This window comes from Spirabiliibacterium falconis, assembly GCF_014885015.1.
In the GTDB taxonomy this organism is placed as follows: domain Bacteria; phylum Pseudomonadota; class Gammaproteobacteria; order Enterobacterales; family Pasteurellaceae; genus Spirabiliibacterium; species Spirabiliibacterium falconis.
The window spans coordinates 133,146-149,764 of the sequence record NZ_JABMIJ010000004.1; the positions used below are offsets into that span (position 1 = coordinate 133,146).

The 16,619-nt window shown below is 41.5% G+C and carries 16 protein-coding genes; 9 read left to right on the forward strand and 7 right to left on the reverse strand.

Annotation, left to right across the window (positions count from 1 at the left end):
* Positions 1-98: 98 nt before the first annotated feature.
* The 5 genes from HPC40_RS01655 to HPC40_RS01675 are packed head-to-tail and all read left to right on the forward strand — an operon-like array spanning position 99 to position 5,551.
* Entirely contained in the window at positions 99-1,796 is a 1,698-nt protein-coding gene (locus HPC40_RS01655) for an ABC transporter substrate-binding protein (protein ID WP_208117745.1), read from the forward strand.
* The gene (locus HPC40_RS01660) at positions 1,796-2,761 is read left to right on the forward strand and encodes an ABC transporter permease (RefSeq protein WP_208117746.1); all 966 of its coding nucleotides are present in this window, start codon (positions 1,796-1,798) and stop codon (positions 2,759-2,761) included. The genes HPC40_RS01655 and HPC40_RS01660 overlap by 1 nt, the downstream gene beginning before the upstream one ends.
* On the forward strand, positions 2,751-3,644 hold the full coding sequence (locus HPC40_RS01665) for an ABC transporter permease subunit (protein ID WP_208117747.1): 894 nt from the start codon (positions 2,751-2,753) through the stop codon (positions 3,642-3,644). The genes HPC40_RS01660 and HPC40_RS01665 overlap by 11 nt, the downstream gene beginning before the upstream one ends.
* A 14-nt stretch (positions 3,645-3,658) precedes the next feature.
* Positions 3,659-4,720 carry a peptide ABC transporter ATP-binding protein gene (locus HPC40_RS01670; protein WP_208117748.1) on the forward strand — a complete coding sequence of 354 codons (1,062 nt, stop codon included), beginning with the start codon at positions 3,659-3,661 and terminating at the stop codon, positions 4,718-4,720.
* Positions 4,721-4,744: 24 nt separating this feature from the next.
* Entirely contained in the window at positions 4,745-5,551 is an 807-nt protein-coding gene (locus HPC40_RS01675) for a peptide ABC transporter ATP-binding protein (protein ID WP_208117886.1), read from the forward strand.
* A 34-nt stretch (positions 5,552-5,585) separates the two neighbouring features.
* On the opposite strand, the gene HPC40_RS01680 is transcribed toward HPC40_RS01675, so the two are convergent.
* Entirely contained in the window at positions 5,586-5,876 is a 291-nt protein-coding gene (locus HPC40_RS01680) for a YfcZ/YiiS family protein (protein WP_208117749.1), read from the reverse strand.
* Positions 5,877-6,118: 242 nt separating this feature from the next.
* Between HPC40_RS01680 and HPC40_RS01685 the strand changes: the two genes are divergently transcribed.
* Together HPC40_RS01685 and HPC40_RS01690 are read left to right on the forward strand one after the other, a co-directional pair.
* Positions 6,119-7,447: an outer membrane protein transport protein gene (locus tag HPC40_RS01685; RefSeq protein ID WP_208117750.1), complete on the forward strand. Its 1,329-nt coding sequence runs from the start codon at positions 6,119-6,121 to the stop codon at positions 7,445-7,447.
* A gap of 65 nt (positions 7,448-7,512) precedes the next feature.
* Complete coding sequence (locus HPC40_RS01690) at positions 7,513-8,049, forward strand: methylated-DNA--[protein]-cysteine S-methyltransferase (protein ID WP_208117751.1); 537 nt, start codon at positions 7,513-7,515, stop codon at positions 8,047-8,049.
* On the opposite strand, the gene rlmC is transcribed toward HPC40_RS01690, so the two are convergent.
* From rlmC to hinT, 5 genes are read right to left on the reverse strand one after another with little or no spacing between them, the layout of a single operon-like run.
* The gene (gene rlmC, locus HPC40_RS01695) at positions 8,021-9,226 is read right to left on the reverse strand and encodes a 23S rRNA (uracil(747)-C(5))-methyltransferase RlmC (protein WP_208117752.1); all 1,206 of its coding nucleotides are present in this window, start codon (positions 9,224-9,226) and stop codon (positions 8,021-8,023) included. The two genes, HPC40_RS01690 and rlmC, sit on opposite strands and share 29 nt — an antisense overlap.
* Positions 9,219-10,253, reverse strand: coding sequence for a beta-N-acetylhexosaminidase (nagZ, locus tag HPC40_RS01700; RefSeq protein ID WP_208117753.1), 1,035 nt, complete (start codon positions 10,251-10,253; stop codon positions 9,219-9,221). Before nagZ ends, rlmC begins: the two co-directional genes overlap by 8 nt.
* Complete coding sequence (locus HPC40_RS01705) at positions 10,241-11,044, reverse strand: phosphotransferase (protein ID WP_208117754.1); 804 nt, start codon at positions 11,042-11,044, stop codon at positions 10,241-10,243. Before HPC40_RS01705 ends, nagZ begins: the two co-directional genes overlap by 13 nt.
* A complete protein-coding gene (locus HPC40_RS01710; RefSeq protein ID WP_208117755.1) occupies positions 11,037-11,405 on the reverse strand; it encodes a YcfL family protein in 369 nt (122 codons plus the stop codon). Before HPC40_RS01710 ends, HPC40_RS01705 begins: the two co-directional genes overlap by 8 nt.
* Position 11,406: 1 nt before the next feature.
* Positions 11,407-11,757 (reverse strand): purine nucleoside phosphoramidase, encoded by a 351-nt coding sequence (gene hinT, locus HPC40_RS01715; protein WP_208117756.1) that lies wholly within the window; start codon positions 11,755-11,757, stop codon positions 11,407-11,409.
* Positions 11,758-12,085: 328 nt separating this feature from the next.
* Between hinT and focA the strand changes: the two genes are divergently transcribed.
* Together focA and pflB are read left to right on the forward strand one after the other, a co-directional pair.
* Positions 12,086-12,910, forward strand: a complete 825-nt coding sequence (gene focA, locus HPC40_RS01720; protein WP_408021815.1) for a formate transporter FocA — start codon at positions 12,086-12,088, stop codon at positions 12,908-12,910.
* A 62-nt stretch (positions 12,911-12,972) separates the two neighbouring features.
* Entirely contained in the window at positions 12,973-15,285 is a 2,313-nt protein-coding gene (pflB, locus tag HPC40_RS01725) for a formate C-acetyltransferase (RefSeq protein WP_208117758.1), read from the forward strand.
* A gap of 946 nt (positions 15,286-16,231) precedes the next feature.
* Here pflB and HPC40_RS01730 read toward each other — a convergent pair.
* The gene (locus HPC40_RS01730; RefSeq protein ID WP_208117759.1) at positions 16,232-16,618 is read right to left on the reverse strand and encodes a hypothetical protein; all 387 of its coding nucleotides are present in this window, start codon (positions 16,616-16,618) and stop codon (positions 16,232-16,234) included.
* Between the last annotated feature and the right edge of the window lies 1 nt (position 16,619).

Here is a 16,619-nt window from a genome sequence, read left to right on the forward strand (position 1 = left end):
ATTCAAATAAACCGTTTGTATTCCTATTACGAGAAAATAGCAAAATTTCTCAAGATAAACTACAATTACCCTATACGAAGTTAAAACATAAATGATAAATGCGCTGTTTTTTTACCTCTTTTACTTTACCACTACTGCTGTCAGGCTTTGTGCTAACGGCTCACAGTGCGCCACGCGTGCCGACGAGCATTAGCGATAACGGCTTGATCTATTGTACCCATTCCACAGGATTTTCTTTTAATCCACAGACCGTTGATGTGGGTACATCTATGAATATGGTGGCGGAACAGATATATAACAAGTTATTTGAGATAAAAAACAACCAACGCAAAGAGGTCAGCGGTGTGCTTGCCAAGCATTATCGGCTTTCAGCCGATCGCAAAACCTTAATGATTGAGCTACGCAAAGGCGTAAAATTTCATCAAACAGCGTGGTTTACGCCAACACGCGAGCTAAATGCTGATGATGTGGTCTTTTCCTTAAACCGTGTGCTGGGGCGATTAAAAGGCTTCCCTACGCTCGAAAAAACAACGCACACCACCAGCAATAATCCGCAATATCGTATTTATTATGATTTTGCGAAGGAAAATCGCTATCCATACTTTGATAGTATTGATTTTGATAAAAAAATTAAAGCCGTCACTGCGGTTAATCCGTATTTAGTCAAAATTGAATTATTTACCCCTGATGCGTCGATTTTAGAACACCTCGCAAGCCAATATGCTGTGATCTTATCCCAAGAATATGCTCAACAATTAAGCACTGACGACAATATTGCCCAACTCGATACCCTACCCATAGGAACAGGAGCGTATCAAGTGGATGCCTATTTTCGCAACCAATATGTCCGACTAAAACGCAATACAGATTTTTGGGGCAAGCCTGCTCACATTGAGAATATCGTCATCGATCTCTCCACTAGTCACTCAGGGCGGCTTGAAAAAATGCTCAACAACGAGTGTGATATTATGGCATACCCTGAACCAAGCCAAATTAACAATTTGCTACGCAATCGGCGTTTCCATGCCGCAAAAATTGAGGGAATGAATTTGGCATTTTTAGCGTTTAATGTCCATCAAAGTGCGGTCAGCGACGTTGCAACACGCCGAGCCATTGCTCAGGCAATTAATCGCAAACGTATTGTTGAACGTATCTTTTTTAACGCCGCAACAGTGGCTAATTCAATCATTCCACCAAGCTCATGGGCTGCCCAGTTTGGACTGTCACAATTTCACTATGATTACGCCCCTGATAAAGCCAAAACCGCACTTTCAGATAAACATTTATCATTGAATTTTTGGGTGCTGACGGATAATCGTGTTTATAATCCTAGCCCTATTAAAATGGCTGAAATTATCCGCTATGATTTACGCCAAGCTGGCGTTCAGGTCAATATGCGCTACATTCAACGCACTGAGTTTGAGCACTTAATCGAGAAAGACGAAGCCAATTATGACATTATTTTAGGCGGTTGGTTAACAGGCAGCCTTGATCCTAATGGCTTTATGCAACCTATTCTCGGGTGCAGTAGCTCTGCTCACAGCAACAATGTGAGCAACTGGTGTAACCGCACTTTTGATATGCTATTAAGCGATGCACTGAAAAGTCATGCGCTGGAATCACGGGCACGCAACTATGAATTAGCTCAACGCTTAGCACTACATGAGCTTCCGCTAATTCCTATCGCCAATGCTGATCGCATTATGCTATATAATAAACGGGTTGAATCACTGAAAATGCAGCCACTGGGCAGCATTCAATTTTCAGAGTTAACCATAAAACGTAAGGGCAACTGATGTTTTATTATCTCTTTCGCAAAGCCTTGCTTACGGTTATCACGTTGCTGATTCTGTCTTTTATCAGCTTTCATATTTTATTACGCGATCCGCTCAATGACGTCTTAGCACAACCGCACTTTTTTAATGGTTTTTATGACTATGTTGTGCGACTTTTGCAGGGAGATTTTGGGATTAGTTACATTGATGGGCAACCGCTATCGGAGCAAATTCGCTCTGTTTTGCCTGCGACAATTGAACTTTGTTTTCTTGCACTGGCATTGGCCTTATTATTTGGTTTACCGATTGGCTTTCTAGGTGCATTTTATCGCAATCAGTTGTGCGGCAGAATCATTCGCTTTGGTGCTTCATTTGGTATTGCATTGCCGATTTTTTGGATTGCACCTATCGTTTTATATGTCGCTGCCAGCCGTCAATGGGAAATTTCCGCCATTGGGCAATATTATCCGCTGTATGAAATTAACAGTATCACTGGATTTGCTGCGATCGATGTATGGTTTATGGATAGCCCTTATCGTACCAAAATGATTCAAAATGTGTTCCAACACTTATTGTTGCCCGTTTTGGTTTTGATGATTGCGCCATTGATGGAGATTATTCAATCAACCCAATACCGTGCCGAACAAATTTTGCACGAAAATTATGTGAAATTTGCTGAGATTCGCGGTTGGTCACGCCTGAAAATTGCTTATCGTATTTTATTGCGTAATACACTAGCTCCAATGATCCCACAATTAACCCATACATTTACGATGTTGCTGGCGATGTGTATGCTCATTGAAACGATTTTTAGTTGGCCTGGTATTGGGCAATGGCTCATCAACGCCGTAGAACAACAAGACTATAATGCCATTTCGGCTGGCGTTGTGATTATTGGTCTATTCATTTTATTTATTAATGCGTTGGGTGGAATCATTATGTTTTTACTCGATCCATTTAATCGTAAGGGATGGTATGTCAGATAGAAATCCTGCACACTTTCGTCACACTACACCAGTACGTGATATTTGGCACTTATTCAAACAACGCCAAATCGGATTATTTTGTGGCTATATTCTAGCACTACTGTTAATTGCATTGATAGTGTCGCCTTTTCTTGCACCTTATGCTCAAGGCTCTCAATTCCTTGGACAAGAACTCTTGCCTCCCGCGTGGTCGCGTAATGGTAAATTGGCATTTTTCTTTGGAACAGATGATTTAGGGCGTGATTTACTCAGCCGCATTCTTTATGGTTTACGCTATACCTTTGGTGGAGGGTTGCTTGTTACCGTTCTCACATTGTTCATCGGGGGCATTTTAGGCATTTTATCCGGTAGCGGAAAAGGGTTAAGTTTCGGGATACTCGGGCATTTTCTCGATGCGTTTCTTTCTATTCCAATTTTATTATTGGCAATTGTTATTGCAACCCTGATGCAGCCAAGTTTACTCAATGCTATTTTAGCCATTTTGCTCGCATCTTTGCCTTATTTTATCCATCAAGTCTATCAAATGTTGCAGCGTGAAATTCATAAAGATTACATTCAAATGCTACGTTTAGACGGTGCATCACAACATTATTTGTTAAAGCACATTATTTTGCCAAATTTAATCCCACAATTTATTCGCCTTGGCAGTCGCATTTTTATTCTCGCGATTGTCGATATTAGTGCATTAAGTTTTATCTCCCTTGGTGCACAGCCACCTCTGCCTGAATGGGGCACCATGATTCGTGAATATATTGATCTGATTTACTTGGCTCCGTGGCTCGTGATTATCCCAGGGGTTATATTAACCCTGATCATTTTTGTGATTTTACTGTTTTCCGATAGCTTGGCAAAAACCATCGAAAAATACTATCACACCCGCTGATTGAGGAGTAATACATGGCACTTTTAGATATTCGTAACCTCACAGTTGAAGTGAAAACCCCAAACGGTTATGTCAAATTAATTGATAATGTTAGCCTTACCATCAATGAAGGCGATATTTGTGGACTCATAGGGGAATCAGGTTCAGGTAAAAGTTTAATCGCCAAAATTATCTGTAACAGTAGCAAACCAAGCTGGAAAATCAGTGCTGATCGCTTCCGTTTTAATGATATTGAGCTGTTAAAACTACCTGCGATTAAACGCCGCAAATTAATCGGCAAAGAAGTTTCTATGATTTTTCAAGATCCACTGTCTTGCCTCGATCCCAGTAAAAAAGTGGGCAAACAATTAATCTCAGCCATTCCTGCGTTTAGTTACAAAGGGCGCTGGTGGAAATGGTTTGGTTGGAAAAAACGTCGGGTAATCGAATTATTACACCGCATAGGCATAAAAGATCATCAAGACATCATGCGCAGCTACCCTTTTGAGATCACTGAAGGCGAAGCCCAAAAAGTAATGATTGCCATGGCTGTGGTCAATCAGCCTCGTTTATTGGTTGCAGATGAACCCACACACTCCTTAGAAGCAACCGCACAGTTGCAGGTCTTCAAATTGTTGTCAAGTATGAATCAGAATTTGAAAACATCAATTTTACTCACAAGCAACGATCTCAAAACCGTTAGCCAATGGTGCAATCAATTTACCATTTTATATTGCGGGCAAACGGTGGAAAGTGGTAGCCAAGAAGCTATTCTACAACGCCCTCATCACCCTTATACCGTTGCATTATTAAGCTCAATTCCCGATTTTAGCCAACCATTACCGCTTAAAAGTCGTCTCAGCACCCTGCGTGGCAGCATTCCACTTTTGAATAATCTCCCTATTGGTTGTCGTTTGGGGCCACGCTGTTCATATGCACAAAAAAAATGTATCCATAAACCTGCTATGCGTAGAATTAAACAGCATGAATTTGCCTGTCATTTCCCACTCAATTTCCGTGAGCATGACAGCCACAGCACACATATGCCATTTAAGCCATTGACTATTAATACTGATAACCCAATGACACAGGAATAGCACAGAATGGAAAAAAGCAAGTCCATACCATTATTACTGGTTGAGGATCTCAATAAATCTTATCGAGATAATAACACCTTCTGGCGTCCGAGCTATTTTTCTGCGGTCACCGATATTTCGTTTAGCCTTGAAAAAAGCAAAACACTTGCCATTGTAGGGGAAAGTGGCTCAGGCAAATCTACATTGGCAAAAATAATCGGCGGATTAATTGCCCCCGATTCAGGCAAAATTTTCTTTAAAGGGCGTGAATTAACATTTGGCGATTATCAATCACGTTGCCGTCATATTCGTATGGTATCACAAGATCCTGATACCACGCTGATACCGCACTTGAATATTGGGCAAGTGCTCGAAACGCCATTACTACTCACCACCAATTGGGATGAAGAACAACGCACACGCAAAATTTATCAAACGCTCTCATTAGTTGGACTTTATCCTGATCACACCCTCGCCCCGATTCATTCGCTTTCTCAGAGCCAAAAACAACGTGTTGCGCTTGCACGAGCGGTTATTTTAGAACCAGAGATTTTAATTTTAGATAGCGCGCTTGCCTCTATGGATACCTCTGTGAAAACCCAGCTAGTGAATTTGTTGCTAGAATTGCAACAAAAGTTAGGCATATCCTATATCTATCTAGGGCAGCATATGGGAATAATCAAGCATATTGCTGATACGATGCTCGTCATGCAGCAAGGCAATATGGTGGAATATGGCGCAACACGAGACGTATTATCCGATCCTGCTACCGCAGTCACACGCCGCTTTATCGAAAGCCATTTTGGACATAGTTTAGATGATAGTGCGTGGAACACACCATTTGATCGATAAAAGTGCGGTCAGAACGCACCGCACTTTTGATATATTAACGGGTTGAAAGTTGGAAAATCATACATTCCGCTTGGCAGCTAAATTCAAAATTCGCTTTTAATAACACGCCACCCTCGACCTCGGTCATCTCACTGTCAATTTTAACAGGGTCACTTTCTGCATCATGTGCTTTTTGGGTTAAATATGCAAGGGCTTCTTGGGCCTGTGTTTTGTCGGCATAGACTTGTTCAAACTGCACTGAGCAGTCTTCATTATCAATGATCGTGCCAACATCAACACAACAACATACTTTACTTTCTTCCGCTTTACATCTTTGTTCGCTCATATTATATCCTTAACTCAGTCAAAAAAATCTGTGAACATTTTACCATAACTCGCACTCATATTGCGCTTTTTCTTGTCTATTTTACCAGCAAAAAATTAGTAAAGTGGCGTTAATATCACATTATTAAACAAAAATAGTGAAAAAGGCTTGCCCTGTTTTAACCTCTTGTTTACAATCAACCGCACTTTTACTTCAAATGGGCGACATTCTCGCCTAACTTAACGTAATTTAGGAAATGCACTATGCCAACATTAAATAAAATCTCTCAAGCATTGTTAGCCTCACTCCTCACAGTCTCTGCCAGCTCTGCCTTTGCTGCTGCGTTTCAACTCAGTGAGGTGTCAACCTCTGGACTCGGGCGCGCCTATGCAGGTGATGCTGCAGTAGCCGATAATGCAGCGGTGCTTGCAACTAACCCAGCTCTTATGACTCAATTTCAACGCCCTGAAATTTCTGTCGGGGGTGTTTATGTGAGACCTGATGTCAATCTTGAAGGGGTCATTGGTCGAGAGGTTAATGGTCAGTTTATGTCTGCACCTAAAAATGCTAAAAATAATGCAGATCACAGCGACATTGCAAAAGGGGCGATCATTCCAAATCTTTACTATATCCACCCAGTAAATCCAAATGTGATGTTTGGTGGCGGCATTAATGTCAATTATGGACTTGCGACCGAATTTGATGATCACTATAATGCGGGCTTTTTTGCGGGGAAAACCGACTTAACCGCAATTAATTTTAATTTAAGCACAGCATTTCGTATTGACCGCCATTGGAGTCTAGGGGCTGGCTTTAACGCTGTGTATGCAGATGCCTTAGTAGAACGCCACCTAGGTGTAGGTGCATATGTATTGCAGCAACAAGGTATGCCCGCTTCTGTTGCCCAGCCACATACTACAGCGGCTCGCTTAAAAGGTAAAGAATGGGGCTTTGGTTATAACCTCGGCGTAACATACGAATTTAACGAAAATAATCGCTTAGGCTTAGCATACCACTCACCAGTAGATATTGATTTTAAAGGCGATTTTTCAAGTGATATACCTCGTCCACTCGGCACGAGTGGACATATTATCCCAGGTGAATTAACCTTAAACTTACCGGCTTACTGGGAGCTGGCTGGTTGGCATAAACTCACAGAAAAACTCGCATTAAGCTATAGCTATAAATACACCCAATGGAGTCGTTTTAAAGAGTTACGCGCCATTCACTCAGATAGCGGAAAAGTACTGTTCCAAAAAGATGAAAACTTTAAAAATGCAAGTCGCTTTGCCGTCGGTGTCAGCTACGATGTTGATCAAAAACTAACGCTTCGTGGTGGTGCTGCCTACGATAAAAGCCCTGTACAAGATGGCTATTACTCCATCTCAATCCCTGATGCTGACCGCATTTGGCTCTCAGTTGGTGCAACCTATCGCTTTACGCCAAATTTAAGTGCGGATATTGGCTATGCTCATCTCTTTGCTAAAGATAACACGTTTGTCGAGAAAGACAGCAAACTTGGTGCCGCAGCTAAATATGATTCCAAATCCCATGCAGATCTCTTTGGCTTAGCGTTGAACTATCGCTTTTAATTGAGCTAGATTTCGTCAATAATAAGCGCATTGACTACTCGATGCGCTTTTTTATGAGGAAATTTATGCCGCAAGCTCGCTATGTTTACCAATTGAATACTCCCATTGGAATCATGACGCTCCTTGCTGATGACAATGCCCTGAGGGGTGCATTCTTTGCGCGTGAAATGCCTCATATGCAACCACATTGGATCACGATGCCAAATCATCCTATTTTGGCACAAGCCTCAACCGCACTTTTACGTTATTTCAACGGCGAACATACGACCTTTCATCATTTGCCTATTGCCCCCATCGGCAGTGCATTTCAATGCAAAGTTTGGCAAGCATTGCAAAACATTGAGTATGGCGAGAGCCTAAGTTATGGGCAATTAGCCGAGCACATTGGGCGGAAAAGTGCGGTGCGAGCCGTTGCAAATGCGGTGGGGAAAAATCCACTGGGGATTATTATTCCTTGCCATCGTGTGTTAGGTAAGCAGCGTCAATTAACAGGTTTTGGCGGCGGATTGCCTGCTAAGCGTTATCTCTTGAATCTTGAAGGCATCGCGTTTACAGATCGTGGAAAAGAGTTCGTTAACCCGAAGCACCATCGGGGGCTTTAAGGGTTAATAACGTTAACACTTCATAGTGTGTTGTGTGGGGAAACATATCAAACAACCGCACTTTTTGGCAAACATAGTGCGTTAAGTGGGCGAAATCCTGCGCCATGCTCATCGCATTACAACTGGAATACACGATAAAGTGCGGTTGCAGTTGGTTAAGGTAATTTGCCAGCGTTGCCCCTACGCCTCGGCGTGGCGGATTAACAATCACTAAATCAGGCTTCTCACCATGATTGATCACACTCGCTGCATCCAGACTGGCAAACCGCACTTTCGTATTTTCATCAATTAGTGCCATTTCTTCTGCTGACTGCGTGGCACTCGCAATGGCTGATGCAGAAATTTCAATTCCAGTAAGCGACAACGTTGCATAAGGATTTGCCGCTCGCAACGCTTTCATACAATGCAAACCAAAACCGCCTACCCCACAAAACAGATCCCATACCCGTGTAATCGGCAAGTCTGCAATCCATCGCTGTGCCTGCTGATAAAGTGCGCTCGCCACTGTTGGATTCGTTTGAAAAAAGCTGTTCGGACGCAAAAAAAGAGGCACATCATTAAATTGCTCACACAACGCTGTTTGTACAGTCAATACAATCTCTTTTTCACCTTCCAAAATAGCGGCATGTTTAGGTTGAATATTGACACTCACCACCGCCAATTGTGGCAGGCGTGCTAGCAATGCTGGCAATTCACGCTCAATTAATGGCACTTTTTTCTCACTGTGCAATACCCAACGTAACATATACTGCTGAGCGTGTTGGCTAAAACTGAGCAAAATATATTTCAGATCGCCTTTTCGCTTCGCGGGATTGTATGGCACTAACCCTGCACGTGCGACAAAATCTTTCAGTGCGACCAACAATGCTTGCATTGTCGTAGGGTAAAGCGGACAGTGGCATAAATCAACCGCACTTTGTGGATTAAACGGTTCAGGCAGCACACCAAAAATCGGGCGTTCAACACTACCGCTGACCACCATTTTTGCACGATTGCGAAATCCAGCCAAGGCAGAAGGATAAGGGCGTTCATAGTGTGTATCAGGGTGCTGGAATGGCTGAAGCTGTGCTCGCAAATGTGCACTTTTTTGTGCCAGTTGTTCAGCATAGTCCATCTCAAGCCACTGGCACGATTGGCACTGCCCTTGGCGATAATACTCGCACGCAAGCCTAGCCATTGCGCGCTAACCATTGCTGTTGCAGTGCACTCAACATGCGCGAGCTGTCAAGCCAGCGTTGCGTGGCTTGTAATTCATGTAAACTGAATTGTTTTGGGTTATAAAGCCGTTGTAACCGCACTTTCGATTTTTCGCTTGCTGTATAGTGGAGGCGATCAAATACCTGTTCTACCCCTTTGCGTTCATTGCAGAGCAACAATATATCACAACCAGCCTCCAAAGCTCGCTGCGCACGCGCGACGAAATCGCCCATAAAACTCGCACCTTTCATGCCCAAATCATCAGAGAAAATAACGCCATCAAAGCCTAATTGTTTGCGTAAAATATGCTTGAGCCAATAAGGCGATCCACTGGCGGGATTGGCATCGCATTGGGTATAAATCACATGTGCAGGCATCATCGCATCCAGTTTATTTTGCGCAATTAGCTGAGCAAACGGCTGAATATCTTGGGCGAAAATATGTGCTTTGGGGCGTTCATCATAGGGCGTTTCAAGATGGGAATCAGCAAGCACATAACCATGTCCAGGAAAATGCTTCCCTGTTGCTGCCATACCCACTTCGTGCATACCGTCAATAAACGCACTTGCCAGTTCGACAACGTGTGTGACATCACAACCAAAACTGCGATCACCGATAGCTTTACATTCATGCCCCATATCTAACACTGGCGCAAAACTGAGATCAATCCCAAGTGCGGTCATCTCACAGGCCATCACCCACCCCGCCTCTTTGGCATACTGTATTGCGGTTGCTTTATTCGGTGCAAGCGCATCAAAGGCTTGCATTGCTGGCAACTGAGTGAAGCCTTGACGAAACCGTTGCACTCGACCGCCCTCTTGATCAACTGTAATCAGAAGCGGCTTTTTTACTTTTTTACGCACATCGTGCACTAACGCTTGCAACTGCGCAACATCATAAAAATTGCGCTGAAACAAAATCACACCAGCACATAACGGGTGAGCAAGCAGCTCCACTTCATCATGTGTTAACTCATAACTTTCAAGGTCAATAATCACTGTTGACATGTGTGTTCTCTTTCCTCTTTTACTGCATGCCATAACGCATTGAGCAACCGCACCCATGGCAAATAAGCAGTAGTGAGTTTTTTTAACTGCGTTGTTTTTTTAATCACCGTGTTATCGCGTAAATAATATCGCCATAATAGTTGTTGCTGTGTGTTGTCGAGTTGGTTATTAACAATGACACTGGCTAAATCAAACGCAGGATTCGACCAACTTGCGTATTCCCAATCTAACCAAACAAGATGATTTTCAGGCGTTAGAATCACATTATTGCGGTGCAAATCATGATGCCCGAGTGTGGCGATAGGGCTTTCTTTATAAGGTGGCAAATCATTAAGCGATAACAACCACTTGCCCTGATGTTCAGGCGATAATTGTTGTAATAAACCGAAAATATGCTGCATTAAGTCTAAGTGCGGTAACGTTTGCAACGTACTATACGCCGTTTGAGAAAATTGATGCAGTGTATTAAGTTGCATTGCCAATTTGGCTAATAATGCTTCACTCCAATACGCAACGGGCTGTCCTTCTACCCAGTGGTAAACAATCCCATTGTCATGCTGAAAATAGCATTGCGGCACAAAATCAAGCCCGTAGAGATGCGTCAATAGCTCCGCCTCAGTGCGACGATGCGAACCTAGCTCATCTAACGCATCACTAAAATACCGCACCACAAACGCAGCACCGTCGGCAAGGGTAACTTTAACCGTATTCCCCGCTAAATTCTCCACAGCGTGAACCGCACTTTGCCAACATGGAAAATCAGCACTCACGCGTGCAATCCGCTTATTCACTGCCTTTTCCCATAATATATAGGCGATAGTTTTTACTTGCTTCAGTGGGTTTATGTAGCCCAATGCGAACCGCACTTTGAGGTTGTAGCGTTAAACACGACCATTGTGGCGCTTGTTCCCAATTCGCTAACTGTGTCACGCCATTGGCATCATACCATGTGATTTGATAATGCAATGCTAGGATCTGCGCCGTCAGATTTTTCAACACCACCTGCGATAAATTCGCCTCAACTTGCGCTTGTGCCGCAATGTGCGAATCAATATTCACAATGGGTTCATCGCTTACCAAATAACGCTGAGGGCTGCTAGTGCAAGCACTTAAAAAAAGACAAAGTGCGGTCAGAAAGATCGTTTTTTTCATATTATTTCGCCAACATTGGACCTAACGGTTGCCCCCCTAATAGGTGCATATGAATATGAAACACCTCTTGCCCCCCATGACGATTACAATTCACTATTAAGCGATAGCCATCATCACTCACGCCCTGTTCTTTGGCAATTTTCGCAGCCACAACAAACAAACGCCCTAAGGCTTGCTCATCTTCAGCGGTAACATCATTCACTGTTGGAATCAATTTATTGGGAATAATCAGAATATGGGTTGGTGCTTGCGGTGAAATATCATGAAATGCCGTTACTAAATCATCTTGATAGACAATATTTGCTGGAATTTCGTTACGAATAATTTTACTAAAAATGGTTTCCTGAGCCATAATTCACCTCGTCGCATAGTTTGAATGGAATTAGAATAATCAAGTTTGGAGCCTTTAGCAAGGGCTAAGTGCATTGTAGCAAACCGCACTTTTAATCACTAAACTCATTATAAAAATTAACAATATTTTAACTTTATAACATTGATTTAACTTTATTTTTTGATCTAAATCACAATTTGGACGAACAGCTTATTTTAACGCAAAAAAGAGTTGGTCATACGCGAGTTGCCTCGTATAATGCTAAAAAAAATTAATAAATATTAAAATTTTTTTTAAATCAAAGGATCAAATTAAGTTTATGAGTGCAAATGAACAACCTAATAGCGTGATGTTAACACCCACTCAAATGACGGCTGTCGCTGTGTCGGCTGGTGCTTATAAAGCACGGAAAAATCAGTTTCTTTCTTTTGTATCCGCCATCGTATCTGGTGCATTTATTGCCATCGCTTTCGTTTTTTATACGACTACGCAAACAGGCAGTGCTGATGTAGCTTGGGGTTTAGCTAAATTTGTTGGCGGCATTGTATTCTCCCTTGGCATTATTATGGTAATCGTGTGTGGCACGGAGCTTTTCACTTCTAGCACTATGACCGTACTTGCCAAAGTAGAAGGAAAAATCAGCTTTGTGCAAATGTTTCGTAACTGGGTAGTGGTTTATTTGGGGAATCTGGTAGGAAGTCTTTTTATCGTTGCACTTGTTTGGTTTGGCGGGCAAACCATGGCAGACCACGGACAGTGGGGATTAACCATATTAAATACAGCACAACATAAAATTCATCATACTTGGGTTGAAGCATTTTGCTTGGGTATTTTCTGTAATATTATGGTGTGTATTGCAATTTGGATGGCATATTCAGGCAAAACATTAACGGATAAAATGTTAATTTCCATTTTACCAATTTCAATGTTTGTGGCTTCAGGTTTTGAGCACTGTGTGGCAAATATGTTTATGATTCCGATGGGAATTATCACCGCACACAACAGTAGTATAGAATTTTGGCAAGCGATTGGTCTCAATGCTGCACAGTATGCAGATTTGAATATCAGTCATTTCGTTCTCAATAATTTAATTCCTGTCACATTGGGCAATATTGTTGGTGGTTCATTTTGTATTGCCTTAGTACAATGGTTTTTAAATAGAGAACACCACTGAGTTTCTCGACACGCAATGCGTATCGAATAATTTTTTAATTTCTTCTTAAATAAGGAATGTTTATGACACAATTAACAGAGCAACAACTTAAAGCATGGGCTGGTTTCAAAGACGGTGACTGGCAAAAAGAAGTCAACGTGCGTGACTTCATCCAAAAAAACTATACCCCATATGAAGGTGACGAATCATTCTTAGCGGGTGCAACACAAGCCACCACTACCCTTTGGGATAAAGTAATGGAAGGCATCAAAGAAGAAAACCGCACTCACGAACCGTTGGATTTCGACACTGATCTGCCATCAACAATCACTTCTCACAAAGCAGGCTACATTGAAAAAGATCTTGAACAAATTGTTGGTCTCCAAACAGATGCACCTTTAAAACGTGCCATCATTCCATTTGGTGGGATCAAAATGGTGGAAGGTTCATGTAAAGTTTATGGTCGTGAACTTGATCCGCAAGTGAAAAAAATCTTTACTGAATATCGTAAAACCCATAACCAAGGTGTGTTTGATGTTTATACACCAGATATTCTACGTTGCCGTAAATCAGGTGTTTTAACTGGTCTTCCTGATGCCTATGGTCGTGGTCGCATCATCGGTGACTATCGTCGTGTTGCCCTTTATGGTATTGATTACCTTATGGCAGACAAAAAAGCACAATTCACATCATTGCAACCACGTCTTGAAAACGGCGAAGATTTGCAAATGACAATCCAATTGCGTGAAGAAATTGCAGAGCAACACAAAGCTCTAGCTCAAATTAAAGAAATGGCAGCAAGCTATGGCTACGACATTTCAGGACCTGCACAAAACGCAAAAGAAGCGGTACAATGGACTTACTTCGGTTATTTGGCAGCTGTGAAATCACAAAATGGTGCAGCGATGTCATTTGGTCGTGTTTCTTCATTCTTAGATATCTATATTGAACGTGATCTCCAAGAAGGCACATTGACCGAGGAACAAGCACAAGAATTAATCGACCACTTAGTAATGAAATTGCGTATGGTGCGTTTCTTGCGTACACCAGAGTACGATCAACTCTTCTCTGGTGACCCAATTTGGGCAACAGAATCTCTCGGTGGTATGGGCTTAGACGGTCGTACATTGGTGACTAAAAACACCTTCCGTTTCTTAAATACCCTATATACTATGGGACCAAGCCCAGAACCAAACATGACTATTTTGTGGTCAGAGCAATTACCTGACGCATTCAAACGTTACTGTGCGAAAGTATCCATTGATACATCATCTGTACAGTATGAAAATGATGACTTAATGCGCCCAGACTTCCACAGCGATGACTATGCTATTGCATGTTGTGTAAGCCCGATGGTTGTGGGTAAACAAATGCAATTCTTCGGTGCACGCGCTAACCTTGCCAAAACCATGCTTTACACCATCAACGGCGGCATTGATGAGAAAAATGGTATGCAAGTAGGGCCAAAAACTGAGCCTATCATGTCTGAATATTTAGACTTCGATGAAGTCATGACCAAAATGGACAGCTTCATGGATTGGCTTGCTAAACAGTACGTAACCGCACTTAATATTATCCACTACATGCACGACAAATACAGCTATGAAGCCTCACTGATGGCATTACATGACCGTGATGTTTATCGCACAATGGCATGTGGTATCGCAGGGCTTTCTGTGGCAGCGGATTCACTTTCAGCCATCAAATACGCCAAAGTGAAACCAGTTCGCGGCGACATCAAAGACAAAGACGGCAATGTGGTAGCGAAAAACGTAGCACTTGACTTTGAAATTGAAGGTGAATATCCACAATTTGGTAACAATGATCCACGCGTAGACGAATTAGCTTGCGACTTGGTTGAGCGTTTTATGAAGAAAATTCAAAAACTCAAAACTTACCGCAACGCTGTGCCTACACAATCTGTGTTGACCATCACCTCAAACGTGGTTTACGGTAAGAAAACAGGTAACACCCCAGACGGTCGTCGTGCTGGCGCACCATTCGGACCAGGTGCTAACCCAATGCACGGCCGTGACCAAAAAGGTGCGGTTGCATCACTGACCTCTGTGGCTAAATTACCATTTGCCTACGCGAAAGATGGTATTTCATACACCTTCTCAATCGTACCAAATGCACTGGGTAAAGATTACGAAGCACAAAAACGCAACCTTGCAGGCTTAATGGACGGTTACTTCCACCACGAAGCCACTATCGAGGGCGGACAACACTTGAACGTGAACGTAATGAACCGTGAAATGTTACTCGACGCGATGGAAAATCCTGAGAAATATCCTCAGTTAACCATCCGTGTATCGGGTTATGCTGTACGTTTCAACTCGCTCACTAAAGAGCAACAAAAAGACGTGATCACCCGTACCTTTACACAAACTATGTAATAAAGTGCAATAACACCAAAAACCAAACGCCCCTTATGGGGCGTTTTTTATAAAAGGAATAATAAATATGCTAACTGATAGTATAGGATTTTTTATTTGTTTCACTAGTATTATTGCTATGTTAGCTGATTACGATGTATTCTCCGATTATAAGGATAATAAAAAATTATATTTTTATATGGCAATTATATTTATTTTAAATATAGCTACTTTTATTTACCTTAAAAACAATTATTTTAATATAAAGACCATTAATTTCCTTAATATCATCCATATAACTTTTTTTCTTTATATCGTAAATACAATTTATCTTATCATATCCATAACGCACAAAAGAAAACTAAATATTACTATCACAATAATTACACTTTTTATACCACTAGTTAGTTTAACTTTTTCTTTATTTTACCCCACATTTTTAAGTTATATCTCTGAATCAATAAATATAACAATTGCAGAAAAAACATACTTACCAACTTCAGATTTCAGCATTTTTAAACTATTAACAACATCAATTTTAACCTCACTGTTTTTATTTTCTATATTCATTATTACATTATAAATAACATGCTTTATATTTATAATAAAATATATTAAAATCAGCAAAACACCCCATATACTCATGACATTATCAATTTTTATATTTTGCGTACTTTACTATTTTATTACCTATAAATGGTTGACGTTTTCATTTTATGATACAGAATTAACAAAAGTTATTGTATATACTGAATACACAACAATTCCAGAAAACTGTGATAATCTTAAAAAACTAAAATTACACGAATATACAAAAATCAAATTCATTGAATTTAATAATGTTTCAATTGCACAGCCAATATGGAAAGACAATATGCCACAAGATAGTCAAGAGCATATTCTTAAATATCAATTTAGTAAAAAACTCACACCATGCTATCAGTAGTAATATCAATACCGCACTTTGCTATTTTGTATAAGGCACAAACTGATATTGTGCGGTGCTGAGATCATAACGCAGGTGATAGACAGATTTTTCCGCCACAGTAACACGCATCTGATGTGGATCAACAATGTCATCGCGTTGGGCTTGTACCACGAGGCTAACCTGCCCGACGGGTAAATAAATGGCTTGCTCACCTTGATAAGAAAACGGGCTGACATGAAGACCATTATATGACAATACATTAACCCTATCAGCAAAGCCTGACTGATGAGATGAAAGCACCGCCACACTCTGTTCATGCTGTTCAAGGCGTGCTTTTTCTCGACGATTACGCCGTATATTGCCAATAAACCACACTCCCACCAACGCTAAGACCACAGCGACAACCATTCCTAAAGTCACATTCATA

Excerpts from the sequence above, each read along its gene's own strand:
- HPC40_RS01655 (WP_208117745.1), top strand. The coding sequence starts at position 99 with ATGCGCTGTTTTTTTACCTCTTTTACTTTACCACTACTGCTGTCAGGC.
- HPC40_RS01660 (WP_208117746.1), top strand. The coding sequence starts at position 1,796 with ATGTTTTATTATCTCTTTCGCAAAGCCTTGCTTACGGTTATCACGTTG.
- HPC40_RS01665 (WP_208117747.1), top strand. The coding sequence starts at position 2,751 with ATGTCAGATAGAAATCCTGCACACTTTCGTCACACTACACCAGTACGT.
- HPC40_RS01670 (WP_208117748.1), top strand. The coding sequence starts at position 3,659 with ATGGCACTTTTAGATATTCGTAACCTCACAGTTGAAGTGAAAACCCCA.
- HPC40_RS01680 (WP_208117749.1), bottom strand. The coding sequence starts at position 5,876 with ATGAGCGAACAAAGATGTAAAGCGGAAGAAAGTAAAGTATGTTGTTGT.
- HPC40_RS01685 (WP_208117750.1), top strand. The coding sequence starts at position 6,119 with ATGCCAACATTAAATAAAATCTCTCAAGCATTGTTAGCCTCACTCCTC.
- HPC40_RS01690 (WP_208117751.1), top strand. The coding sequence starts at position 7,513 with ATGCCGCAAGCTCGCTATGTTTACCAATTGAATACTCCCATTGGAATC.
- rlmC (WP_208117752.1), bottom strand. The coding sequence starts at position 9,226 with ATGGCTAGGCTTGCGTGCGAGTATTATCGCCAAGGGCAGTGCCAATCG.
- nagZ (WP_208117753.1), bottom strand. The coding sequence starts at position 10,253 with ATGTCAACAGTGATTATTGACCTTGAAAGTTATGAGTTAACACATGAT.
- HPC40_RS01710 (WP_208117755.1), bottom strand. The coding sequence starts at position 11,405 with ATGAAAAAAACGATCTTTCTGACCGCACTTTGTCTTTTTTTAAGTGCT.
- hinT (WP_208117756.1), bottom strand. The coding sequence starts at position 11,757 with ATGGCTCAGGAAACCATTTTTAGTAAAATTATTCGTAACGAAATTCCA.
- focA (WP_408021815.1), top strand. The coding sequence starts at position 12,086 with ATGTTAACACCCACTCAAATGACGGCTGTCGCTGTGTCGGCTGGTGCT.
- pflB (WP_208117758.1), top strand. The coding sequence starts at position 12,973 with ATGACACAATTAACAGAGCAACAACTTAAAGCATGGGCTGGTTTCAAA.
- HPC40_RS01730 (WP_208117759.1), bottom strand. The coding sequence starts at position 16,618 with ATGAATGTGACTTTAGGAATGGTTGTCGCTGTGGTCTTAGCGTTGGTG.